This window comes from Lactobacillus sp. (assembly GCF_014803895.1).
This window is the reverse complement of record NZ_JAAVAU010000003.1, coordinates 142050-167636: the sequence shown is the minus strand read 5'-3', so window position 1 is coordinate 167636 and position 25587 is coordinate 142050. Positions and strand designations below refer to the sequence as shown.

The following is a 25587-nucleotide window of genomic DNA, read 5'->3' as shown; positions in this document are numbered from 1 at the left end:
CTTAGTAGGGATGCATTTTTTTATTTAATAATTAAGAATATTCATAACTTCATCAACAATTTGATTGGGAAGCAAATTGTTTCTTGCGTAGATACTTTCTAGACTTTCATTATCAGTGTATTCTTTCTTTTCACCAAAGTTTTTAACCATCATCTTCGTTGGACCATAGTAGCTCGCAATCTTTTGACCAAAACCACCAGAAACTTCATTATCTTCTAAAGTAATAACTAATTCATGATTTTTCTTTAAATTATTCAAAGTTTCAATATCAAGGGTCGAAACTGATTTAGGGTTAATTAAACTAGCATTGATTCCTTTCTTTTTAAGTAAATCGCGAACTTTTTCACCTAATTGGAAAAAATCACCCAACCCAATAATAGCTACTTTACTACCTTTTTCTACATCATAGTGAATTGTAGAATAGTCTTCGCTGACTTCTTTTCCCATAGGAACTTTAAGTACAGGCATCTTAATAGCAACAGGATGTGAATCTTGTTGGTTAGCCCATTCAAGCATTGACCGAAATTCGTTTAATGTAGTAGGAGCAAGGTATTCCCAATTAGGCCAGTTAGCAATCATCATATTATCAAAGATACCAAGATGAGTCTTAGATTGTGAGGAAATACCACCACCAGCAACAAGCATCGTAATTGGAAGGTCATTGGCTGCAACATCATGAGAAAGTTGATCATATGCTCTTTGCAAGAAAGTGGAATTTTCAAATAGAATTGGCTTAGCGCCTTCTTTTACAGCACCAGCTGCAAAGGCTACAGATTCTTGCTCAGCAATTCCCACATCTTTATAATGAGCCGGATAATTATTCTTAATGTCAATTAAGCCAAATACTCCGGGAATAGCAGCATTAATAGCTAAAATATTTTCACCAGCTTCAATCTTATCTTTGACAAAATTAATTGCAATAGAATTTGGAGTCGGTTCATCAGATGGCTTTATTTTAGGCTCATCATTTTTTAAATTAAATGGCATTACCCAGTGATGGTCACGTTCATGCTCAATTGCTGGTTGATAACCTTTACCCTTAAGAGTATTAATATGTAAAACAATTGGATGATCCACATCTTTTACATTTTCAAAAGCATCAATCATACTCTTTAAATCATTTCCGTCAGCAACGTAGCGATAATCAAATCCCATTGCAGTAAAGGGATTATCTTCACTTTTACCATTACTGTCACGTAGTTTCTTTAAAGCAGTTACAACGCCACCGACATTTTCATCGATAGACATTTGATTGTCATTAATAATGATTAAAAGATTATGTTTTTCAATAGCTGCATTATTCAAACCTTCAAATGCTAATCCACCAGTCAAACTACCATCACCAATTAGGGCCGCAATATTTTCATTGCCACCCATCAAATCGCGTGCTCTGGCCATCCCAGTTGCTAACGCAATAGAAGTAGAAGTATGACCAACAGCATAATAGTCATAAGGACTTTCATCAGGATTTGAATATGGTGTCACGTCTTCATAGCGATTAGGATCAAGCCAACCAAAAGCGCGACCAGTAACCATCTTATGTGGGTAAGTTTGGTGAGAAACATCCCACACAATTTTATCTTTTGGTGCATTAAACACATAATGATAGGCAAGAGTAGCTTCAACAATTCCTAAATCAGGACCAAGATGCCCACCTTCAACACTATCTTTTTCAATAATTAAAGTTCTGATTTCATCAGCAAGTTTTTTCATCTCATCAAGTGAGAATTTTTTCAAATCTTGGGGACTTGCAATTTTATTTAATAAAAATTCTGGATGTTTATTCATAATTTCCTCCTAATAGCTCTTACATTAGTTATTATAGATTAGACAATTAAAATTGAGAAATATTTATCTTCCATCAAAAACAATAGTTAAAATGTATAATAGAACTGAAATTATTATAGAAAGGTAATCTTATGCTTATAAAACTTAAAGTTCAATTTCAAAATAAAGCTAATCCGCAACAGGCTAAAATGCTAGNAAAATATATGCGCGATCAATTTAAATTTTATGGGTTACATACTCCAGAAAGACGTAGTTGCTATAAAGATTTTCTCAAAGAAGAAAAAAGAAAGAAGAAAATTGACTGGAATCTGTTAAATAATGCTTGGGAAGAAGAATATCGCGATTTTCAGTATTTTGTTTGTGACTATTTGATTGCCATGCAAAAGTTCGTTACCTTTGATGATTTACCTAAAATCGAAAAATTTGTTCGTTCAAAACAGTGGTGGGACACAATTGATAGCTTAATCAAACCGATTGGTTATCTAGGATTAGATGACAAAAGAGTAGACAATTTGATGCTCAATTGGTCACAAGATTCTGATTTTTGGGTTCGTCGAGTTGCTATTGAACATCAATTATTACGAAAAAACAAAATGAATACCCAGCTACTTGACCAAATTTTAGTTAATAATTTAAATAGTAGGGAGTTTTTTATCAACAAGGCTATCGGTTGGGCTCTACGTGATTATTCTAAAACTAACCCTGAATGGGTGCGCACTTTTATCAATAGAAATTCTGATAATATGGCTAAACTCTCTATTAAAGAAGGAAGCAAATGTCTAGATAAATAGTACTACAATAAAGTGAGTATTAAGGAAGCGTAGTGTAAATGAAGACATCACTTATTTTAGAAGGTGGCGCCTTACGTGATATGTTCACGGTCGGGGTGTTAGATGTGTTTTATGTAAATCAAATCCGTTTTGACCAAGCTGTGGGAGTATCAGCAGGGGCATTTTGGAGTTAATTTTAAATCTCATCAACCAGGGCGAGCGCTCCGGTATAACCAAAATTATGGGATGCGAGATGATTACGCGGGCTGGAAAAGTTGGCGTAAAACTGGAAATTTATTTAATGTCGATATGTGTTATCGTCGTATTCCAGATATTCTAGATCCATTTGATTACGATACTTTTGAAAAGGATCCAATGGATTTTTGGGTTTGTGCAACGGATATTATAAGTGGGAAACCAACATTTCATAAATTAAAAAACGGTAGGGGAATTGATATGGAATGGATTCGTGCATCGGCATCAATTCCCATTTTTGCCCAACCGCTTGAAATCAACGGTCATTATTACTGGGATGGTGGAGTAAGTGATTCCATACCAATTGACTTTTTTCCAAGATTTTCTCCTACTAAACAAGTAGTAATTACTACCCAACCACGTAACTATCGAAAAAATCCCAAGAAAAATCGTCTCCTATATCGTCAATTATTCAAGAAAAATTTTCCTGCAGTATATAATAAATTAAAAACTAGAGCTGTAGATTATAATGCAGTTATTGAAGAAATGATACAGGAGGAAGAAAAAGGGGAAATATTGATAATTGCTCCTCCGAAGCCTATTAACGTAAAAACTATAAAAAATTCGCCGATAGTTTTACAAAAAGCCTATGATATGGGTGTCCATGAAGGAATCCGTTACTTGAATAAAGTTAAAGATTTTTTACAATAGGAGGTTGATGAAGATGAAGAAAAAACAAAAAAGCGTAGGCGTAATTGGGGCTACTGCAATAGGAATCGGCGGTATGATGGGAGCCGGATTATATACCCTAATTGGATTGGCTACTGCTTCAACAGGAGAATGGTTACCAATTGCGTTTATCATTGGCGGATTTGTAGCAGCATTTTCAGTTTATTCATATTCTAAATTAGGGGCTAAGTTTCCTAGCCGAGGTGGTGCAGCGCAATTTTTACTATCTTGCTTTGGAGATGGTTTGATTGCAGGTGGACTAAATGTCTTTCAATATTTTGGCTGGATTATTGCAATGGCACTATATGCGTCCGGCTTTGCGGAATATGTATGTGATTTGACAGGATTATCACAAAATAGCTGGATTAGTAAGGGAATTAGCGTTGGGATTATCAATCTATTAGGCTCTAAAAAAGTTGCACGTGCTCAAACAATAATTGTTTCTCTAGAATTGATTATTCTTTTGATCTTTATTGTGGTTGGTTTCACAAAGGCTAAAATTCCTACACCTTCTTTTAGCAGCAATCGAGGTTTAGGAATAATTTCAGCAGCAGGATTATTATATGTAACTTATGAAGGGTTTGGTGTAATAACAAATGCGGCAGGAAATATGTCTGATCCAAAACGTCAGCTTCCTAGAGCCATGTTTCTTTCTTTAGCTATAGTAACTGTAATTTATGTGATAACTAGTATTGTGGTAGTTACTACGCTAGGGACAAAAGGGGCAATAGCTAATCAAGGACACGCCCTAGCAGAAGCTGGAAAAGCTGTTCTTGGCCCAGTCGGACACTATGGCATAGGACTAGCAGCACTGGTCGCAACAGCATCGGCTGTTAACTCAACAATGTTTGGGGATGAAAATTTAGGCTTGAGAATTGCTAAAGTTGGGGAAATTCCATCCCAATTTGGTGCTATGACAAAACTAAAGGGGCCAAAAGGATTGTTTATTACAGCTGGTTTAACCGCAATTTTCGTTGTAGTGTTTCCACTTTCAGCAGTTGGTGAGATGGCAAGTTTAGCATTTTTACTTGTATATGCTAGTGTCAATATAGGTCATCTTCGAGTTTATAAGAAAACAGGCGCTAAAAGATCACTTCTTTGGATTGCTATAATTCTTAACTTAGTTTTATTTGTATTTCTTTTTGGACAAACAATTATAAAGGGCGAAGTAATGACTTGGTTATCAGTTATTATAATGTTAGCCTTAAGTTTTTTCCTAGAATGGATTTGGGAAAAGCGTCATACAATTATATAAAAATTTTAGATAGCATCCCTTTGTGGGTGCTATTTTTTACGGATTAATTGTAAGCCCTCACATTAATTTTTAGCTATAATAGGATTGATGACAGAAAGGGGAAAAGATGGCTTATATTGAAGTAAAAAATAATAATAAAATTTATCATTCTGGAGATAGTACCATTTATGCTAATCGTGATATTTCTTTTAATGTAAATAAAGGCGAGCTAGTAATTATTCTCGGCTCTTCTGGTGCTGGTAAATCGACCCTACTTAATATCCTTGGCGGGATGGATACTAATACTAGTGGGAATATAATTATTGATGGGAAAGATATTTCGCACTATGATGCTAAACAACTAACCACCTATCGTCGCTATGATATAGGTTTTGTCTTTCAGTTTTATAACTTAGTGCCCAACTTAACTGCAAAGGAGAATGTCGAACTAGCCTCAGAAATAGTTAACCATGCAATGAGTGCTGATGAAGCCTTAGAAAAAGTTGGCCTGAACGGAAGAAAGATGAATTTTCCTGCTCAACTATCTGGTGGTGAACAGCAACGCGTCGCTATTGCACGCGCAATTGCTAAAAATCCTAAGTTACTTTTGTGTGACGAGCCGACTGGAGCACTTGATTACAGAACTGGAAAGAAAATCCTCAAGATTTTACAAGATATGAGTAGAAAATATGGTTCAACTGTTTTAATCGTTACTCATAACAGTGCGTTGGCTCCAATTGCTGATAAGGTGATTCGTATCCATGATGGTGGTGTTTCTGAAATTAAAGAAAATACCAATCCAGCAGATATTTCAACGATTGAATGGTAGGTGGAGGCTGTATGAAAGAAAAGAAACTTCTTAAAGATGCTTTTCAAGCGATTTCTAATTCAATCGGACGTTACTTAGCAATTATTTTATTGATAGCCCTAGGAACGTTTGCTTTTGTGGGATTAAGAATGACCGGACCTGATATGCAAATGTCTGGGAGTGATTTTTTTAACCAACACAATCTGGCTGATGTGACAGTAACTTCTAATTATGGACTAAATTCTACTGATAAAAAAATCATCAATAAACAAAAAGAAGTCAAAAAAGCAACCTTTGGTTATTATCAAGATGCAGAAATCAAAGGGAAAGCTGATACGATTCGCATCTTTTCTAATTCTAGTAAACTCTCTAGTTACGAATTAGTTAGCGGTAAGATGCCCAGTAATGATCATGAGATAGCTTTATCTTATTTAATGGAAAAAAAGTACCAAATTGGTCAGAAAGTCACTATTAAAAAGAAGGGGATTCTAAAAAATCGTACCTATAAGGTAGTAGGTTTTGTAAAATCTAGTGAATATTTAGATAAAAATCAAATTGGTCAGACTAACTTAGGAACAGGGCAATTAACCAATCTTGCTGTTACTACCAGAAATGCCTTCAACAGTAAGACTTATCAAATTGCCCGAATTACATTTAAAAATACGACTGGCTTGAGTGCCTTTTCTACTGAATATCGTAATCGTGTTTATCGTGATCAAGAAAAGTTGCTCACAAGTCTAAATAAAAATCGCAAAGCTAAATATCAAGCGGCTAAAGAAGAAGCTTATGCTCAGGCAAGGCAAAAATTCTTAGCTAAGTTACGTAAATCGTCAGTTTCAGTAAATTCTAGCCAAGTAAAAATGCCAACTGTCAAAGTCAATTTACCCTATCCGACCTATACAGTAAGCAGTCGTGAAGATAGTACTGGATATTCTTCATATCGTGCGGATGCTGAACGTGTGGAAGTATTGGCAGCAGTCTTTCCGACTTTTCTCTTTGCCGTAGCTGCACTAGTTTCATTAACAACAATGATGCGTTTTGTAGAAGAAGAAAGAACCAACATTGGTTTGCTCAAAGCCTTGGGTTACAGTAATTTTGCTGTGCCGCTGAAGTTCTTGATCTACAGCACTTCAGCGGCAATTTTAGGAGTGATTTTAGGAGCAATTGGTGGGTATACTTTCTTGCCAAATATGATTATTAAGGCTTACACTGCCAATTCGACCTTGAGTACTAATTATCATCTTTACTTCCTCTGGTCACCCGTTTTGATTGCTTTATTAGTTGCTTTGTTTTCTACAACTGGAATTTCGCTACTTACACTTCATTCGACTTTACGGGAAAAACCGGTTAGTTTACTTTTACCTAAGGCACCGAAGAATGGTTCGCGTATTTTATTAGAAAGGATTCCATTTATTTGGAATCATATGAGCTTTTCTGCTAAGGTGACAGCAAGAAATATCTTTCGTTATAAGAGCAGAATGTTAATGACGATTTTTGGCGTAGCCGGCTGTACAGGACTGTTAGTAATGGGCTTTGGTATTCGTGATTCGCTTCAAGGAATTGGAGATATTCAATATACCCAACTTCAAAAGAATGATGTGATTGCCCTAACTAATACCCAAGCAACTAAGAAGCAAGAGGCTGCTTTAAAGAAAGAATTAAATAGTCCTAAAATCAAACATTATCAGGCAATTAATTATACGCAATTGACTAAGCATCTCTATAAAGATGGTGCGACTGAGAATGTAATGATGATTACACCAGAAGATAGTTCTATTTTTAGAAAATCAATCAACTTGCGTCAACGTCAAGATAAAAAGCCACTTACTTTATCCAATGATAGTGTAGTAATTTCTGAAAAATTAGCCAAGTTGCTCAATGCTAAAATTGGCTCAACAATCAAGTTGAATGATGCGACGAAGACTTATCGTTTTAAGGTAGGTGGAATTACTGAAATGTATATTGGTCACTATCTTTTCATGAATAAACATGAATACGCCAAGACCATGGGAAAGAAGTATACTACTAATGCTTACTTAGTAACGATGAGTAAGAAAAACGATATCAACCAAGTGAGTCGTCAGTTAATGAAGCAAGAAGCTATTCAAACAATTGTTTCTAATTCAAGTAACCGTCGTTTACTTAGCAGCTTTACTGGAAGTTTGAATCAAGTTATCTTGATTTTGATTTTAATTTCTTCAATTTTGGCCCTAGTGGTGATCTATAACCTGACTAATATTAATATTGCAGAAAGAACTCGGGAGCTATCGACAATTAGAGTATTAGGTTTTTACAATTTAGAAACTACGATGTATATCTATCGTGAAACAATTATCCTTTCATTGATTGGTATTCTAGTAGGTTTTGGCTTTGGTTGGTGGCTGCACCACTTCATTATTACCAGTCTGCCACCAGATCTAGCTATGTTCAATCCATCAATGTATCCGATGAATTTCATTATGTCAGCATTGATTCCAGCAGTAATTACATTGTTATTGGCCTTTGTGGTTTACCATCAGATTAAGAAAATTAATATGCTAGATGCATTACAATCAGTAGAGTAATTTGATAATAACATCATTTCCTCATAAAATGAGGGATGCTTTTTTATTACATAGTGTACTGTGTATTACAATAGTTAATAGATTAATGCCACATTATAAGAGAGTAGGGATGCAAATGACTAAAAAATTACCAATGCAGGTAGAAGTAATAGGCGCTAGAGTCCATAATTTAAAAAATATTGACTTAAATATTCCACCAAGAATACTTAAATAGATTTAAATAATATGTTTAAGCAATTAATTAAATTTATTAAAAAAACTAAAAATTGGAACTAATCATTACCTTACACTTAGTTCATTTGAGCTAAAATAGAATAGATAGGTAATGAGGTGAAAAAATGGAAGTTTTTGGAATTATTTTGGCAGCAATTTATGGTGGTTTGATGCTAATTGCAACTTTTCAAGAAAAGCCACTTAATATAATTTCTGGCATTATTATGACTGGTAGTTTGCTAACTTTGGCTTATTCATTTCTACGCTATGTTGACCATAATAATCAGATTCTACTTTTAATTGGTGGTATGGTAATTATTTCTCTTGGCACTGTTATAAATGGTATCAAGCAAAAAGATTTCCATCTTTCTCACCATGCAATTAGATTAGTAGTGGAGATTATGATTGTTATAATCTGTATGCAAAAATAAAAAAGCACGTATATCAATATGTGCTTTTTTATTTACGTCTCTTTCTACAGAATAATTATTAGTTTTGCGTACTAAAGTATGGTAGTCAATTTTAAATAAAGGAATATCTTTTTATGGAAGAAAAACAACGTCGCTTACAATTATATCAGCCACTAAAAGAGGCCTATTGTGAGCATGTATTACAAAAGCTTTCTGATTGTAAAGAAATTAAGTTGATGGCTAAGATATACCAACCATACTCAATTGATAATTATGAATTGGCAGATCTTAATGATAATCAGACCTTGCTTAAATATCTTAATGATAACTGTAATGGACAAGTCCTACGTTATGAGGAAATAGATAGTATAAGGGGACCTGAATTAGTCTTGAGCTGTCCACTAGGGACTATTGATGTAGAATTTTCAGAAGGATTGGAACGAGACTGGTATAATTTTGCTATTAGTTTTTTAAAAAATGAAGCAAGTCAAGAAATGATTGACGACTTAGCTTATGAATATGCAATTCAATACGAACCTGATGGTTTTACAGATTATGCACAATCTAAATTTATGACCATGTGGCCTGACTTTTTGAGTAATGTAGGGGATAAAGACGAATATTGGAATATACAGGATATTTTAATAGAATTGGAGAATGATCATCAACTGTCTGGAATTAGGGATGCGATAAAGTTGATTAAGCAGAAAATAGCTTTTATTTGGAACAGCCAATATGTTAGAAGAAGTGAAAAACTTTTAGCAGAGCAAAATGCATACTATGACAAAGTTTTTCAGGAACAACTTAATCATTTACCGCTTGCTGTCAAAAAAATTGAACAACAGTTGGAGGGGAAAGGTCAATTAAATGCCACATTATTTGATTTTTCAATTCTTAATTCTCTTACTAAAAATTTAAGTGAACACAAAATAGATAGAAATGATAAACTATTGCAGGCTTTAAAAGAAAAATATAATTTAAATGAAATTTATGATCTCAAACATGATTTTTTACAATATCTCTTAGAAACATACAATAACTACATCAAGTTTGCTGCAGTTATTCCACCAGAACCACATAAATATCGTGTGTATTTATGTAATTCACATAATAAAAATAGACGATCACCATTATATCAATCAGCAATTGAGTATTATTTTTATCATCAAGAAGAAATTGATCACTGTAAAAATTGCGAAGTTGAAAGTCAATTACATTATTATTCATCTTATTGTGTATCAATTGAAATCTATCAGCAAAGTTACACTTTTTACATATCTTATCCTGTAGGAAAAACATGGTTACCTGACTTAAACAAACTCCCTAAAGTTAATCATAATAAAATATTTGGAAAAGAAGCTACAGAAGATGAGCTTCTCTGGGCATATGATAAAAATTTATTGGATAACATTGCTGAGTTTATGAATAAGTAAAAATGATAAGTGTATATTTTTATATACATTTATTTTTTATATCCACTTTACATAATATAGATTATAGGAAGAAATACAAAAATTAATTTCTAATCTCCTATCGATATATACGGTTACCTCAACAAGTACTACTACTGGTCGTCCTAATATAAAAATCGCTGATAGTTTTGCTTTTAAAATGAGATAACTCTAAAATAAAGCATTTCTATCAACGATTTATCATTTACTAAAAATTGGAAGTGTCATTAATTTTATATTTTTTTGTACCAGTCTGCATGCCGAGCAGAAATAATAAAGAATGTTCTACTATTGTGATAGTATTTTTTGCTTGTAACTATCCAACCACCAGTACTCATAATCCAATAAGAAATGTGTAATTTTGTTCCTTTTTTAACATATCCAGCTTTATAAAAATGATTTTGAGCTTCATATTTTCCAGTTCGAACACGATAAATAGGAATTTTTCTTGTAACTTTCACATATCTTGTGGCTGCTCTAGCATAATCATTTCCATTTAAATAGCTACTTGCTTGGGCTGTCCTTGATTGTTTTGCGCCGATCATAAGTAATAATATTATTGAAAAAATAAATAATACTTTTTTCTTCATTCTTTTCCCCTTATCTCCTCTTAAAATTATACTTACTAGTATATAATATTACTTTTCTTTTAAATATACGGTGTGCAACTATCTAATATCGAAAAATATGCTTTTATCTATAATACTATCTTTATTCATTACCCAGATAGTGTTACAATTCAACTGTAAACGGTTTCAAATAAGGAGAAAAAAGATGGAGTTTTTTGAAGATAATTTTGGAAAAGTAAATAATCGTGATGTAATTCGTTATACTGTTGTTAATGATAACAATGTAAAGATGAGTGTACTGAATTATGGTGGTATTTGGCAGCAATATAGTATTCCAAGTAATAATAAACACGGGAATTTTAACATGTTACTAGCCGCCGATTATTCTATTGAAGACTACTTGGATGCAGGTTATAGCATTGGACAATTAATTGGTCCTGTTGCTAATAGAATTGCTAAAGCTCAATTTTCAATTGACAGTCAATCTTATTCTCTTGAAAAAAATGAAGGAGAAAACAATATTCACAGCGGATCTCATGGCTGGCAAAATCAGTTTTGGGATGTTAAAGCTAATATTGGTAAAGATTCAGCTCATTTAATTTTGCATAATATTTATTCTCCTACTGCTGACGGAATGCCTGCTAATACGGAAATTTATGTGGTTTATACTTTGAAAAATGATGATAGTGTTACAATTGATCTCTATGGTCAAACTGATACACCTACCCTTTTTAACCCTACAAGTCATACTTATTGGAATTTAAGTGAAACCGACTTAACAATTGAAAAGCAAATTTTAACAATCAACTCAGACTACCACTTAGCAGTTAATAATGAAAAAATTCCTACTGGAGAATTAATTAAAAATAACAATGCCTATGACTTTAAAAATGGGAAAACATTAGAAAATGCCTTAAACGAGATGAACAAAACTCCTGAAAAAGGCTTTGATGACTTTTTTGTAGTTACTCCAAGTTCTACTTATGCTGGCAAAGAAATAGCTAGTTTAGTTAATCCAGTTACGAATTTAAAGATGAGAATGTACTCTGACCGCAATGCCTTAGTCATGTTTAGTGCAAATGGTCTACCAAACACAGTAAGGCTTAATCGTCCAGGTTGTTCTTGGGCGGCCCTTGCATTAGAGGCACAAACTCTTCCTGATGCACCCCATCATCCTGAATTTGGTGACATTATAATGAGACCTTTAGCACCTGTACATCACCAGATAAAATACGAAATTGAATACCCTGGCCAAAAACTTAGCAAAAACTAATTTTGACTTAAGATACATTAGACAAGATAATGGGCATTGGACATACTGAGAGTTATTTGTGAAGATTAATCCAATCTAAATAATATTTGTAAAAAACCTCCTAAAAATTAGTCGCACTAACTATTTTTTAGGAGGTTTTAGATTTGCGATTATTTTAGTATTTTTACTTTATTAACTACCAGATTCCTACTTCCACCATAACTCAATTAAGGCTTGTGTGCCGTCATTACCAAGACCTTTTTCATCTACTAAAACTTCATAAAGCCGCTTTGCATCCCTAGTAGCAGGCAAATTCAACTCCATCTTCTCTGCTTCTTCCAAGGCAATCCGCAAATCTTTCAAAAAATGTTTAGCAAAAAATCCAGGAGTATAATCATTTCTTAAAATGCGCGGTCCGTAATTACTCAAACTCCAATTTTCCCCCGCTCCTCCGGAAACAGTCTTAATTACTTCTTGGAGGTCTAAATCAGCTGCTTTGGCATAAGCAAGCATCTCGCTCATCCCTGTCATAGTGCCCGCAATCATGATCTGATTTGCCATTTTTGTATGTTGTCCACTACCAGCAGAGCCAAAGTAATTGATTTGACTACTGAATTGCTTTAGAAGCGGTGTGATTTTTTCTAAATCTGCTTTATTGCCACCAACCATCATAGTCAATGTGCCTTTTTTAGCCCCAATATCTCCTCCTGAAACTGGTGCATCAATAATATGTAAGTCTTTTTTCTTAGCATCCCTATCTAGCTTTTGCGCTAAAGAAGGTTTACTAGTAGTCATTTCTACCAAAACTTGTTTAGAGGTTGCTGCACCTAAAATTCCATCTTTACCATAGTAAATTTGCTCAACATCTTGCGGAAACCCCACCATTGACATGACGACATCATTATTTTTAGTAGCTGCCGCAGGACTATCTGCCCACTTTGCGCCATTATCAAGCACTTCTTGTGCATGAGCCTTGGTGCGATTATAAACGATTACTTCGTTACCTGCTTTAAGTAAATTATTAATAATTCCAGTACCCATTACTCCGGTACCAATAAAACCAACTTTCATAAAATTCCTCCTCCGTTTTCTTTAGTTAATTTTAGCATATTAATTAACCAGCTAAATCACAGCTGATGGTAGAATATAGCAATACTATTGTATAAAAGAAAAAGAGGTTAGTAGATAATTTTTTATCTTACTAACCTCTTTAATTATGCAAAAAATTATTAATTTCTTTAACGGAACTATTGGGATATTGAAAAATTGACCCATGACCTGCGTGTGGATAGATAATTAACTTACTATCTTTAAGCTTATAATGCATTTCATAACTATTAGCAGTTGGAACCATTGTATCATTGTCCCCATTAATAATTAATGTAGGAACATTAATATATTTAAGAGAATCACTCTTAGATTCACCCCATTTATGGATTGCTTTTAACTGTCGCAAAAATGAAGAAATTGATATCTTCTTATCCATGAATTTTGGAGTACGTTGTCCCATCCGTCCTAAAATTTCTAAAGCATCTTTCTTACCATTCTTAGTATGAGGATAAAAAATATAACGTTTGGGATCAATATGATGGAATTGACCTTTAACCATATCACGAAACGTAACTTTTGTTACATCAATGATACCCGTTCCACCGGCAGGACCAGTACCAACTAAAATCAAATTTCTGATTAACTTCGGAGCCTGACGTACTATATCTTGAGCGATAAATCCTCCCATTGAAAGACCTAAGAGATTAATCTTGTCATATCCTAAAGAAGAAATAAAGTTAATAGCTTCCTCAGCCATTGAAGCAATAGAAGTTGGGACCTTCCCTTCACTGGCACCAACACCAGGAAGATCGACCACAATTATGTAATTCTCACGACTAAGTTCATCAATAAAGACTGGATCCCAATTATCCATAGTTGCAGATAGATGATTTAGTAATAATAAAGGATATTTTGTAGATTTATTTCCAAGTTCACGATAAGCAATTTTTTTGTTACCAACTAATATATATTTATTTTTAGTATGCAAATAATCCGACATTTTTATTTTCCTTTTCTAATATGAGTCATTTGATTATATAAAAAGAAAAAATCTAAATCAATTTCTAGGCTTAGAACTACAAATCCTTCTGATGTAATTCGATACTTTTAGAAGTTTCGTCAACTAATTGTTGAAGTTTTATCTGCTGCATTTTATCATTAGCAATTTTTTGCACTTCTTGATAGTGTTTCTCTAAGACTTCAGGAAAAGCTATTCCAACACTACATTCCTGAGACGTATTATTATCTACTTGTAATAAGCCTTTATCAGGATTAATTACCTTGTAGACATCAAAGACACTTACCTCATTAAGATCCTTGGCAAGATGTGGTTTTCCTTTAATAGATTCAAGCAATCCAGCACTTCGTAATTGAACTAACATGTTTCTTACTAAGCTAGGATTGGTATTTAAGCTGCTAGCCAAACGCTGACTAGTTATTTTTTCTCCATCATGAACTTTTAAATAAACCAATATTTGCAATAAATCACTTAAACGAGTATTTGCCATTTTCTTAACCTCTACTAAATAATTAAGTATTTCTACTTAATAAGTTTAGCATTTTTTACGGCTTCTACATCTTTTGTGCCTGCTAATTGCATAACTGTTTTGAATTCATTGTTCAAATGTTCCATTACATTTTTAACACCTTGTGCACCACCAAGTGCTAAGCCATAAATTACAGGGCGTGCTAAAGCAACAACATTTGCACAGCTAGCTAAAGCTTTGAAAACATGAGAACCACGACGAATACCACTATCGAAGAATACTGGTACACGCTTATTTACACGTTTAGCGACACTCTCTAAAACAGCAAATGAAGCTGGACCACCATCTAATTGACGACCACCATGGGTTAGATACCCATACACCTTGTGCACCTGCTTCAATGGCAGCATCAGCATCATCAGGGTCTTGAATACCTTTAACAATTACTGGAATTTGGACATAATCAACAATCTTCTTAATATCTTCAGGACCGATCTTTTGTGCACCTGATGCGTAAATTTCTCCGATACCTTTACCAGTTCCAGAATCTTTAGCATATTTTTCTAAGTTAGCCATTGGAAGCGGGAATTGGAAACCTGTTCTAATATCAGCTTCGCGATAACCACCTACTGTTGCATCAACTGTTACAATAATTGCCTTAACGCCAGCCTTTAATGCTTCATCAAGTAATGACTTATTAACGTCCCAATCTTTACTCATATATAATTGGAAAAATTGTGGTGCTCCCTTACCTGCTGCTGCAGTATCGGCAATCGTTGTATTTCCATATGTACTTTGTGCCATAATAGTTCCAGCATTAGCCATTCCTTCTGCAGTGGCCATTTCTCCTCTCGCATGAGCTAAACCCTGAGCAGCTGCAGGAGCCATCATAATTGGCATAGACATTTTAATACCGTAAACTTCAGTTGCAGTAGATGGATTTTCAATATTAGAAAGTACACGAGGTACAATATGAACATCGTCAAATGCACGGGTATTTTCATTTAAAGTCCATTCATTTTCAGCACCACTAGTAATATAACCAAAGCCACCTTCAGGAATAATATCCTTAGCTTTCTTTTCTAATGATGGAAGATTAAGAATATTAATTTGACGTTCGTTATCTGATTGGAAATATCCATTTGTAATTGACATAATAAATTCCTCCTTAAACTTTGCAACATTTTTTGTTGCAATTAACTTACATGGATTATTCTAGCACCAGAAAATAAAAATGCAACATTTTTTGTTGCATTTTACGAAATTATTTTAGTGGTCGATGATTTCTTAGCTTTCACGTAAGATACGAGTCAATGAGTTGTACTTAAGTGACTTGTCTTTGTCGTAGTTGTAGTAGTCGATAAAGACACGTGCGTTGGTGTAAGTCTTGTCACCGGCTGTGATACGTTGTTTCTTCCAAGCTTCCCACTTAAGGTCGGTGGTGCGCTTGTCAGTCAAACTTTCACTAGGGATGTTGTTAGTCAAGACTACAGAGTGTCCTTTAACTTCAGCTAAAGCAGGGTTCTTAGACGCTAGAGCAGGCTTTTCAGTCGCATAAGTTTGGTTGGTGCGGTAAGTATTAGAAATTGACCAGTAGCCGGTGGTGATGTCTTTGTTAGTTAATGGGTCACTTGATAAATCTTTCCAAGTTTCCACAACGTCGCCGACATCGCCTGTTCCTAGACCATCTTTCAAAGTCAAAGTATGGTAAGAACCGTCATAGCTATTGTCTTTAGTTCTGATCCAAGCCTTGATTGGTTGACCTTCTTTAGAGAAATTAGTCTTATTAGAAGAATCCACTGCTAAACCTTTGACTTGACCATACAAAGTGTAGTCAAGTTTTTGACCATCGTCGTGTTGGTAGCCTCGGTCACTTAAAGTCATGTAACTGTAGATGTTAGGCAAGTGGACCATGGTCTCGTTAGTAGTAAGCTTTTTATCAGTTATCTTTTCAGGACCGTAATCGTTAGGCGCTTGGTCATCAGTGTCACGGTCACCTTTAGAGTGAGCTGATAAGATAGCTTGTCCATCAAAGTGAGCTTGCATATGGTCTAACTTAGCAAAGTCTTGGTAGTACTTTGTCTTAGGTGACCACTTAGTGATGTAGTAGTAAGTCTTACCACTAGTGCCTTGCAAGTTTGATGGAAGCTCAGATGTAGAGTTAGTCAAATCAGGGTTGGCTAAGTTTTCAGGTTTTAATACTACATCATCACTAGCTTTGACCCAGCTATGTTTGCCCTCGTCAAAACCAGCTTCTTTAATGTTTTGCATTGCTCCAGCAGTTAACTTGTCAATCTTCAAGTAGTTAGGCATTTGCACTTTAACGGCAGTAGTTACTGCAGTCTTGTCGTTACGAGTAGTGTCAACATAGTGGCTTGGGTCAAGCTTAGTGGCACCGTTAAAGGTGTCATCATCTTGCACGATATATTGCTTAACAGCAAACATTTGAAGTCCCATGTTGAAAGTTGCGATAGATTCAGTTTTATCGGCTTTATCATCACTACTCAATGCATCTAAGCCGCGACTAGACATAACCGCCGTGTTAGGAATGACTAAGTAAGAGTTAGCGTCAACTTGACCATTTTGGTTACTGATCATCATTTCACTCTTACCACTACGAGTTTCAGAGTTGTAGTAATCTGACCAGTCGCTGTTTGGGTTCACCTTGACTTTGAAAGTAATCTTTTCAACTGTTGGGTTATCAATGGTACCTTTATCAGCTAAATAGTTAGGGTTACCGTCGTAAGCGACGTGGATGTCAGTTGAGGTAGTCCCGTCTGTATTAAAGCCACTTGGCACCTTGAGTGAACCGTCAACTAAAGTTGTGTTTTCTGGCAAAGCTCAGTAATGTTTAAGTTACGGTTATCAACGTCAGTACCTAATTGAGCGTTGATTTGGTAAGACACTTCATAAGTATGTTGTGGGTTCAAGAAGACCCCATCACCGGTCGCATTAGTTGCGTCTTTACCAGTAGTCAAGTCTTTGATATTGGTAATGCTCTTGTTAATCGAGGTTTGAATATGGTTTTTATCGTGGTCAGGTTCATGCTCCCAATCAGCGTCCATATGGCCAACATCTTTGTCAGGGTCATCGTTTTTACTATAGTCGATCGTTGCCTTATCGCTAGCACCAGTTACAGCATCGAAAGTACCAGATGCGCTCAGGTGACTTGAGATAGTGATGGTACCCGGTACAGCTAAAGTAAAGTGGTTTTTCGAATCTGGGTCGTTCTTAGCTAACTCTTCCAAGTAATCATCTTTGGCTTTAGCGATAACGGTCGTTGAAGATGAAGTGATGGTGAAATGAGAAGTTACATTCTCACCATTTCTAAAGACTTGCGGACCGGTGTAAGTGCCATTTTTAAGTCGTCGTCATCGTTACTATTAGCAGTCCATTCTAATTTTGGATCAAGCTTTTCATTAGTTTGAACTTTATCCGTTAAGTTAAGTTTAGTTAGCTTTTTACCTTCTTCACGAATCGATGGTAGATCACTTTGCACTTTCCAAACTTTGGTTTCACCATTAATTACATCACCGGTATTCGCCCATGAGATTGGAATCTTAGTAGTAGGACCAATATCGACGACCTTGATCCAGTTGATCGTTTTATTGGTAGTGGCGTTTGCAAGTAAAGATGATTCTTCACTAAGGGTCTTAGTTTTTTGGTCCCAATCGGTAACTACACTGACACTATGGTGATAATCACTCTCTTGTGATTCTGATCCAGAACTTGAACTTACAGTTGTTGACTTATGACCCAATTCATCGCCTTTTGTCTCTTCTTGCCACTTTGAGTAGGCTCTATTATAGTCATCTTCAAAAAATTTATCAGTTGTTTTAACTGTACGAGTGGAATCAATGAAGTGACCGTCGATAGAAGCTTGATTTTCAACCTTGTAAGGGTCGGTGTATTGATTCTCGCTAGTTGATGGTTCTAGCTTCAAATCTTGTTCAAACGAGTGGTTCTTAACATCATTTGGACGAATACGGACCCGATATTGAACATAAAGATAATGGGCCTTAGTAGATTCAGATAAGGTCTTTAAAAGCTTAGCATCACTATCTTTATCAAGTTTTACTTGCAGCTTACCGTTTTTAATCGTGAAGTCATGATTTTTAGCGGTATCGGTCAAGTCTGATTTATCATCTAAAACAACTTTGACGCGGTCAACATCACGTGTATCATCGGTAGTCGATTTATTTCTAAAACGATCGCTTAAATTATTGGTGATCGTCAGGTCAGTGAATTCATCTTTGATCAAAGGATCACCTTTTTTAGCTGCTTTATAACCAGACTCAGGTACATCTTCAGTATCCTCATCTAATTTAGTTTTACCATTAGTTTTCTTGTCTTCGTATGTACCCATTGATTGAATCGTGAAGCGTAAACGGTAATACAAGTATTGGTCTGGGTAAACTGAGGCACCCGTTAGTTTAGCATTCGTATCATTAGACCCAGCGCTTAATTCTTTGCCAAGCTTAGTTGGGTCAGCTAAATCAGCACTGTAAACTTCTTTAAGAGATTTAAGATCTGGATTATGATCATCTTTGTCAGTTGTCGTCTTCTCTTCTTCCTTGTGGTTGTAAGTGACTTTTACATAACCACCACTAGATTCACTCTGATAATTCAAATAAGCCTTATTGTAAAATAGGCTCCAACCACTAGCTCTGGTTCCGTAATCTGGTTGGAGACCGTCTTTGAGCTTAACTTTGATGATTAAGTGATAATCCTTCATCCAAGCGTCGGAATCAAATTTCATTGCCTTGGTCGTCATCACAGCGTCAACAGCGGTATAGCCTTTATAGTTACCATCATTAGTAACTTTTTTATTGGAATAGACAGTAAAGAACTTAGAAGCATCTTTTGTTGTACTATTCTTTTGATTTAAATAAGTATCGCCCCACTTAGAGTAGTAAATCTTAGCACTTACTATCTCAAAACGAGGGTCGATATAGTCTCTTAAAACTAAGATCTGTTTACTCTTTTTACTCTTTTTAAGTTCAGATACTTTACCAATGTAAGGGTCATTTGGGTCGTTTACCGCAGATGTAAGTGGTAAACCGTAGTAGGTCTTGGCATCGTCCTTATTCTTAACGTTGGTGAAAGCACTAGTTGGTTCCTTAAGTTGAGTGTGGATATCAAAGAATATCGGTTGACTATCTTTAACAGTCAAAGGCTTCTTGGAGCTTGTATATTCTTTGAAGTTCTTATCGTGAGTGCTGATCATCTTATTGATTGAAACAGGATAAGGGATGTTGGAACCTGAATCAAAAGCAAAACCGAAGTAATCGGCACGACCACTATTACCATACCGGGTGTTTCCATTTTTGTCTTTTACATTCTCATCATAGTGGTCTCCTATCGAGTGAAGGCTCTTTACCGCATATTTGGTAAGTTTATTCGGTGAACTAGTTGGGCTAGCAAAGCGATGAGATTGATAACCACTTGGTACTGTTTTATAACCATGCACAAAAGTTACATTGAATGAATTAGTTGCTGTGGCCGGAACATAGGAGATCTGCCCTTTCTTTTGCTCAGGAAGTACTGTACCTTGTGATCCATTTTTATGACCACTATCACCAAAAACCTTGGTTTTGCCCGGAGTAGAAATCGACCAACCATAATTACCACCCGCATTCAATGCAGTGGAACTATCATAGATCAAATACTAGGGCGTATTGAAAATCAGACCTTGTTTATAGTCAATATCAGTTTGCATAATCTGAGGTTTGATTTTCTTAAATTTCCTACCAGTTTTACTATCATAAAGTATCAAGGTAAAGTTAGCGGCTCCTTGATACGGTTCTTTAACAGAAATGTTTTTAGTACTAAATTGGAGGTTATTATTGCTCCCGTTTTCACCCGGTCGATAAGAACCATTCCAAATCAAGTAGGCATCTAAGGTAATAGGTGAAGAACTTTTACCCTTATTGGTCTTATTATCCATGTTAGGGTAATACGTTAAAGCCTTCTTATAGTACATGCCGACTTTGCCCGCATCAGAATCTGATGGTTGGGTGTAAACGACCCAAGTAACGTTGCCATCACCTTCCTTACTGGTTCTGAATTTCTTCCCATTCGAACCGATTGGTTGACCACTGATGTTTTTATTCAACTGGAGATAGCCAGTTAAAACATCTTTATGGATATTTTCGGCATTTGTTTTTCCATCAACTGAGCCATAGCCTTTTTTCTTAGCGGTTCCGCCTAAGTCAACACCAAGTTTACTACCAGAACCACCTTTTCCGGTTGCTTCGTTAGGCGCAATACCGTAAGTGGGTATCAGACCCGGCTCCCACGGTTTGTCCCATTCCGCAGCATGAACAGTCTGGGATCGACTCGCTAGCGGAACTAACAACAAAAGAGCTGCTGCTGTTAAGATCCGCTTTGAGAAACGTTTCTTATATTTCATCACATAGATTACAACCTTTCTATAATAAGATTGTAATTAGTATACTGAAATGAGCAGAAACTGATTTATAAAACAAAAAAAAAGACTCCACTAAGTAAAGTCTTTTAGAATCATGCTATAATTACTTTGATGAAAAGATAATTAATTAATCTTAACGGCTGGTAATTAAACTCTTAGGTGCCGGATCCGGTGTACGCCCATACACTCCAGCCAAGCACCTAAAGACTTCAAATTATCATCTCCTGTTAAGTTTTAGCTTGGTGAGTGCTTTATGCAACCACCTTTTTAACAACAAAAACAAAAAACGGACCTATTAAATAGATCCGTTTTTGTTTAAGTATCAAACTTTGAAAAATATTAACTATGAAAGTACAGTTCGATTATCCCAGAAGACGTTACTACCGCTCCATGGATGAGCATAGACCCAATCGACACAGTTTAGATCATTTTGAGTAACTTTATAATGAGTAAACATTCCGCTACGGGATCCACCGTTACCATTGCTATCATCCTCAGTATTTACTTCTCCGGCAATAATTTCACCTAATATTTCTTCTGCATTACCGAGTTGTTGAGCTTGAGTCAAGCCTCTGGTACCAGCAGTTACTGTAATATAGTGGTTCCATGAATTCTTTCCAGTATCTGAATCGGATGGGATCCACATTCCAGCTTCAGGCGCATATAAATAGGCAGTAGAACTAATTAATCTATTGTACATCTTCACAGCCTCAGATCCGCCAGCTAGTTCTTTTTTATGATAAGCTTTCCACTTCTTGTAATTAGTGATCTTACCATCAGCATAAACATTATACCAACCCCCCCTTTAATCTATAATATGTAGGAAAGTCTTTCTTTATTTGCTTAAGAGTTTTCATCGAACCAGAGAATAATTGAGCTTTATTAACTGTAGCCCAATTCGTTTGCGCACCGCCGTCTTTTTTAACCACGACATTGGCATATTTAGCAGAATTGAAGTCAGCATGTTTAGCGGAACTGACAAACTTGAACTTAAAGACTGGTGCCCAAGCTTTAGCCGCTTTTTGAAAGACCTTCTTAACAGTTTTATCATTAATGTAAATGTTAGCACTTCTATTTTTAAAGTTGCGGAAGTAACTATTGTAATTGTCTCTGTACATGTCTTCAGTCGGAATCACACTTGCATCTGTGCCAGCCGGAAAGTAGTCGGCGGCGTTGTAAGTAGCGGCGCTAGCACTTTTAGCGGTGAGCGGACTGGCAAGGGCGATTGACAAAATGGCGGCCGTCGTCATTTTCTTTAATACTTTGGTTAATTTTTTATTCTTCATTTCTTTAGTTATACGTAACCTCGGCTACGCATTAACCTTCCTTTCTATTATCGTTTGTGGCTTATAAATTTATCTTCTTACTCCTCAAACACCACTTACCTATATCAATGGTAAAGGCTTAATTATATCTTGTCGTTGAAATAATACTTATATGCACAAATATTTTTACATATTTTCTTACATTCTAATGTAAGATTAAAAAAGCTAAAAGAAAAAATCCTACAGAGATAATTTAGCGCATTCTCTATAAGATTTTTTAATCAGTAAAATCTAATTATATTATCAAATAGTATACTCGTATTACTAATACCTCTTTCTATAACTTACTATCCCAAGCGGCAATCTGTTTATTACCATAGTACTTTTTATAAAGTTGTTTAGTAGTCTTGGATTGATATGCTTTAACTACTTCTTGGTAAACTTTATTATTCTTATCTTTTGTTCGAGCACAGATAATATTAACCCATTGTTTAGAGTCCTTATTTAGCGGTTCAACAAAAATAGTTTCTTTATTTCCTAAGCCAGCAGGTCCTGAAAAATCATTGTTTACAACTGCTGCATCAACACTAGATATGACTCGACTGGTTTGTTCGGAAGCTACTTCCTTTATATGATAATGATGTGGATTAGAAGTAATATCAGCAATTGATACTAAGGTTTTTCCTTTTCGTAGCTTAATTAAACCCGCATTTTTTAATACAAAAAGGGCACGCGATTCATTTGTCGCATCACTTGGAATAGCAATTGTCGCTCCATCTGGTAGATCTGTAATACTCTTGTACTTCTTACTATATAATCGAATCGGTGCAATATATGTATCACCAATCGCTACAATTCCACCGTGATTAGCCTTATTCCATTCTTTTAAATAAGCATAATGTTGAAAAGAATTTAAATCGACATCTCCTGATTTAAGAGCTTTATCAGGTAAGTCATAACCATCAAAACTTTTAATTTTTAAAGTAACTCCATACTTTTCTTTCATTGTCTTGGCTACACTATTCCAGATAGCTTTTTCACCTTTAGCAGCACCCACTATTCCTACAGTAACAACCTTAGTCTTATCCACTTTAGGTTGAGGACCAAAGCTAAACCAGCCGGTAATTAAGATAAACACTGTAATTACTGACCAAATTATACGATTTCTGATTCTCTTCTTTCTCATTGAAAAACCTCCTAAACAAAAAAGCACCCATCCTAGAAAGGACGAGTGCTTCGCGTTACCACCTTTGTTTATCTTCTACTTACATAGAAAATCTTACTAACTATCTATCAATAGCTTGTTATGGTAACGGCAACAACCCCGAAATCGGCTAAATAAAAGTATTTCACCAAAATAGATTAAATCCAAGTCCATATTCATTAGTCAACCTTTTATTACCTTTCACCAAAACAGTAACTCTCTTTAAAAAAGTTTGAACTAATTACTCAACTTTTCAAAATCTTTTTAATATTATCTATAATTTATCATTTTTATTTAACTTGGTCAACGATTAATCATGACTAGCTACAGAAAATTTATTTCTTTTTCGTAGAGAAATTAAGTATACAATGTCAGTTACGCCTAATAAAGCTACCGCAAACCAAATTGTTTTTAAGTTAAAAATTGTTTGTAATAGTGCGGAAATAATTGCCCCTAAGGCAAAGGCGATTACTACCAACATGTAGTTTACAGCCGCAGTATATTGGGTTTTATCTTCACCAAAAAAGTACGCTGACCAGGCAACCACAGATTTTTTTAAATTACCAGTTGTAAATACGTTATTGTAACCCATGCCCTCTATTTTACTGAATGAGGCATTTTGAATTGCCATCCCAAAAGCTGTTGCCGGCACAATTAAGTAATTAGGTGCGGAAGCCGGTAAAAAACCTACAATAGCGCAAATAAATAAAATTGGAAATAGACAGAAAACGCGCCAATAATTACTTTTTACATATTTATGAAATAACCCTACCATTATCAAACCAATCGTAAAGGCTAAAAACGTCGAACCACGATTAATCATCCCGCTAACATTGTGACTAGCCAAGGATGAAGCAAAGAAGATTACATTACCCGTCTGTCCCGCTGATAAAGTATGTCCCCGCTGGATATAAGTATACGCATCTACAAAACCTCCCGAAAAAGTTAATGCTGTAGCCAAAAGCCGCGATTCAGAAGGTTTATTTTTATCTAACATTGATTTCCAATTCACAATTTATTCCTACTTTCTTATAACTATCACTATTTATTATAAGATAAGAAAAAAGATATGTTCCGTAAAGTTGAACATATCTTTAAAAAATTAGCCCTCAATGTCAATTGTAGTGATAATAACGTCTTCTTTTGGCTTATCATTAGCAGCTTTTTCAACCTTGGCGATTTCATCAACAACATCCATGCCATCGATTACTTGAGCAAAAACAGTGTGACGACCATCAAGCCATGGGGTACCACCTTGCTTATAAGCCTTGATAATTTCCTTAGGATAACCTGCATCTTCTAATTGCTTGATGAAGCGTTTAGGCATATTCTTATTTTCAACGATGAAGAATTGACTACCATTAGTATTCGGACCTGAGTTAGCCATCGAAACGGCACCACGAATATTAAATAATTCAGGAGAAAATTCATCTTCAAATGGATGTCCCCAGATACTTTGACCACCAGTACCGTCACCTTTAGGATCTCCACCTTGAATCATAAAGTCATTAATTACACGGTGGAAAGTAGTGCCATTATAGTAGTCTTTCTTAGCTAAACGAATAAAGTTTTCAACTGTCATTGGTGCTTGTTTTTCAAAAAGTTGAATCTTAATGTCACCATGATTAGTCTTAATAGTTGCCTTAGGACCAGTTACATTTGCTAAATCTAATTGTGGGTATGTCATAATAACTCCTCCTTCTTTCTTAACTGTTTTATTTTATCACTGAAGGGCAATAAATTGAAAGATTTTGGTTGCATCCCTTTATAATCTATGTTCTTTAACATCAAAAATGATGGTTCCTAAACTAATCTCAAAATTTTTAATATACTTAAAATTACGGTAAAAAGTCGATAAAATTTTTATTAATCATGAATTATTAAAAAATAAAGTAAATATCTCTTAATTTCTTTCTATTTAAACTAGTCTGTATTTAATAATTAGAAAAATAAAATAACAACTACGCAGTAACTAGTTTTTAAATTTTTTATGTTTATTTATAATTTTTAGAAAAATTAATGGTGTCGTAAATATTAAGTCACTAACATCATGAGGTCATGTTAGAAACAGATATTTGATTGATGGTCATAATGATGAACTTAAGTAAATACTGGAACAGAAGAATCCTAAACGGGACTGCTTTAACAAAAAGAAAGCACAAAAAAAG

The 25587-nt window shown here is 35.1% G+C and carries 23 protein-coding genes, 1 pseudogene and 1 other annotated feature; of the genes and pseudogenes, 9 read left to right on the top strand and 15 right to left on the bottom strand.

Annotated elements, in window-relative coordinates; genetic code table 11:
• Nucleotides 1–24: 24 nt before the first annotated feature.
• Complete coding sequence (locus HDR40_RS01555; protein ID WP_290625614.1) at nucleotides 25–1788, bottom strand: 1-deoxy-D-xylulose-5-phosphate synthase; 1764 nt, start codon at nucleotides 1786–1788, stop codon at nucleotides 25–27.
• 131 nt (nucleotides 1789–1919) lie between these two features.
• Between HDR40_RS01555 and HDR40_RS01550 the strand changes: the two genes are divergently transcribed.
• The 8 genes from HDR40_RS01550 (at nucleotide 1920) to HDR40_RS01515 (ending at nucleotide 10144) form a co-directional block, all read left to right on the top strand.
• Nucleotides 1920–2579, top strand: coding sequence for a DNA alkylation repair protein (locus HDR40_RS01550; RefSeq protein WP_290625612.1), 660 nt, complete (start codon nucleotides 1920–1922; stop codon nucleotides 2577–2579).
• A gap of 38 nt (nucleotides 2580–2617) precedes the next feature.
• Nucleotides 2618–2752: a hypothetical protein gene (locus tag HDR40_RS01545; protein WP_290625610.1), complete on the top strand. Its 135-nt coding sequence runs from the start codon at nucleotides 2618–2620 to the stop codon at nucleotides 2750–2752.
• Between the two features lie 52 nt (nucleotides 2753–2804).
• Nucleotides 2805–3464, top strand: coding sequence for a patatin family protein (locus HDR40_RS01540; RefSeq protein WP_290625608.1), 660 nt, complete (start codon nucleotides 2805–2807; stop codon nucleotides 3462–3464).
• 13 nt (nucleotides 3465–3477) lie between these two features.
• Complete coding sequence (locus tag HDR40_RS01535; protein ID WP_290625606.1) at nucleotides 3478–4737, top strand: APC family permease; 1260 nt, start codon at nucleotides 3478–3480, stop codon at nucleotides 4735–4737.
• A 106-nt stretch (nucleotides 4738–4843) separates the two neighbouring features.
• Nucleotides 4844–5545 (top strand): ABC transporter ATP-binding protein, encoded by a 702-nt coding sequence (locus tag HDR40_RS01530; protein WP_290625604.1) that lies wholly within the window; start codon nucleotides 4844–4846, stop codon nucleotides 5543–5545.
• Between the two features lie 11 nt (nucleotides 5546–5556).
• Nucleotides 5557–8088 (top strand): ABC transporter permease, encoded by a 2532-nt coding sequence (locus HDR40_RS01525; RefSeq protein ID WP_290625602.1) that lies wholly within the window; start codon nucleotides 5557–5559, stop codon nucleotides 8086–8088.
• 338 nt (nucleotides 8089–8426) lie between these two features.
• Nucleotides 8427–8732: a hypothetical protein gene (locus HDR40_RS01520; RefSeq protein WP_290625600.1), complete on the top strand. Its 306-nt coding sequence runs from the start codon at nucleotides 8427–8429 to the stop codon at nucleotides 8730–8732.
• Between the two features lie 113 nt (nucleotides 8733–8845).
• Nucleotides 8846–10144 (top strand): hypothetical protein, encoded by a 1299-nt coding sequence (locus tag HDR40_RS01515; RefSeq protein WP_290625598.1) that lies wholly within the window; start codon nucleotides 8846–8848, stop codon nucleotides 10142–10144.
• A 251-nt stretch (nucleotides 10145–10395) separates the two neighbouring features.
• On the opposite strand, the gene HDR40_RS01510 is transcribed toward HDR40_RS01515, so the two are convergent.
• Nucleotides 10396–10752: a hypothetical protein gene (locus HDR40_RS01510; protein WP_290625596.1), complete on the bottom strand. Its 357-nt coding sequence runs from the start codon at nucleotides 10750–10752 to the stop codon at nucleotides 10396–10398.
• 184 nt (nucleotides 10753–10936) lie between these two features.
• Here HDR40_RS01510 and HDR40_RS01505 point away from each other — a divergent pair, with 184 nt between their 5' ends.
• Entirely contained in the window at nucleotides 10937–12004 is a 1068-nt protein-coding gene (locus HDR40_RS01505) for an aldose epimerase family protein (protein WP_290625594.1), read from the top strand.
• Between the two features lie 186 nt (nucleotides 12005–12190).
• On the opposite strand, the gene HDR40_RS01500 is transcribed toward HDR40_RS01505, so the two are convergent.
• The 13 genes and pseudogenes from HDR40_RS01500 to HDR40_RS01440 form a co-directional block, all read right to left on the bottom strand.
• The gene (locus HDR40_RS01500) at nucleotides 12191–13054 is read right to left on the bottom strand and encodes an NAD(P)-dependent oxidoreductase (RefSeq protein ID WP_290625593.1); all 864 of its coding nucleotides are present in this window, start codon (nucleotides 13052–13054) and stop codon (nucleotides 12191–12193) included.
• Between the two features lie 139 nt (nucleotides 13055–13193).
• Nucleotides 13194–14033: an alpha/beta hydrolase gene (locus HDR40_RS01495; protein WP_290625592.1), complete on the bottom strand. Its 840-nt coding sequence runs from the start codon at nucleotides 14031–14033 to the stop codon at nucleotides 13194–13196.
• Nucleotides 14034–14109: 76 nt separating this feature from the next.
• Nucleotides 14110–14541, bottom strand: a complete 432-nt coding sequence (locus tag HDR40_RS01490; protein WP_290625590.1) for an Rrf2 family transcriptional regulator — start codon at nucleotides 14539–14541, stop codon at nucleotides 14110–14112.
• Between the two features lie 32 nt (nucleotides 14542–14573).
• A pseudogene (locus HDR40_RS01485) lies at nucleotides 14574–15675 on the bottom strand (lactate oxidase).
• Between the two features lie 132 nt (nucleotides 15676–15807).
• Nucleotides 15808–17358 carry a hypothetical protein gene (locus HDR40_RS01480; protein ID WP_290625588.1) on the bottom strand — a complete coding sequence of 517 codons (1551 nt, stop codon included), beginning with the start codon at nucleotides 17356–17358 and terminating at the stop codon, nucleotides 15808–15810.
• Nucleotides 17337–17768: a hypothetical protein gene (locus tag HDR40_RS01475; RefSeq protein WP_290625586.1), complete on the bottom strand. Its 432-nt coding sequence runs from the start codon at nucleotides 17766–17768 to the stop codon at nucleotides 17337–17339. Before HDR40_RS01475 ends, HDR40_RS01480 begins: the two co-directional genes overlap by 22 nt.
• A gap of 62 nt (nucleotides 17769–17830) precedes the next feature.
• Nucleotides 17831–20185 (bottom strand): hypothetical protein, encoded by a 2355-nt coding sequence (locus tag HDR40_RS01470; RefSeq protein WP_290625584.1) that lies wholly within the window; start codon nucleotides 20183–20185, stop codon nucleotides 17831–17833.
• Between the two features lie 3 nt (nucleotides 20186–20188).
• On the bottom strand, nucleotides 20189–20878 hold the full coding sequence (locus HDR40_RS01465; RefSeq protein WP_290625582.1) for a hypothetical protein: 690 nt from the start codon (nucleotides 20876–20878) through the stop codon (nucleotides 20189–20191).
• Nucleotides 20879–21293: 415 nt separating this feature from the next.
• Nucleotides 21294–21650, bottom strand: a complete 357-nt coding sequence (locus HDR40_RS01460) for a hypothetical protein (RefSeq protein ID WP_290625580.1) — start codon at nucleotides 21648–21650, stop codon at nucleotides 21294–21296.
• A gap of 88 nt (nucleotides 21651–21738) precedes the next feature.
• Complete coding sequence (locus tag HDR40_RS01455; protein WP_290625578.1) at nucleotides 21739–22200, bottom strand: hypothetical protein; 462 nt, start codon at nucleotides 22198–22200, stop codon at nucleotides 21739–21741.
• Between the two features lie 352 nt (nucleotides 22201–22552).
• Nucleotides 22553–23401: a MetQ/NlpA family ABC transporter substrate-binding protein gene (locus HDR40_RS01450; RefSeq protein ID WP_290625576.1), complete on the bottom strand. Its 849-nt coding sequence runs from the start codon at nucleotides 23399–23401 to the stop codon at nucleotides 22553–22555.
• Between the two features lie 34 nt (nucleotides 23402–23435).
• Nucleotides 23436–23685 (bottom strand) — a binding site (T-box leader).
• A gap of 44 nt (nucleotides 23686–23729) precedes the next feature.
• Nucleotides 23730–24416, bottom strand: coding sequence for a YoaK family protein (locus tag HDR40_RS01445; RefSeq protein WP_290625635.1), 687 nt, complete (start codon nucleotides 24414–24416; stop codon nucleotides 23730–23732).
• A 105-nt stretch (nucleotides 24417–24521) separates the two neighbouring features.
• The gene (locus HDR40_RS01440; RefSeq protein WP_290625574.1) at nucleotides 24522–25106 is read right to left on the bottom strand and encodes a peptidylprolyl isomerase; all 585 of its coding nucleotides are present in this window, start codon (nucleotides 25104–25106) and stop codon (nucleotides 24522–24524) included.
• Nucleotides 25107–25587: the final 481 nt, after the last annotated feature.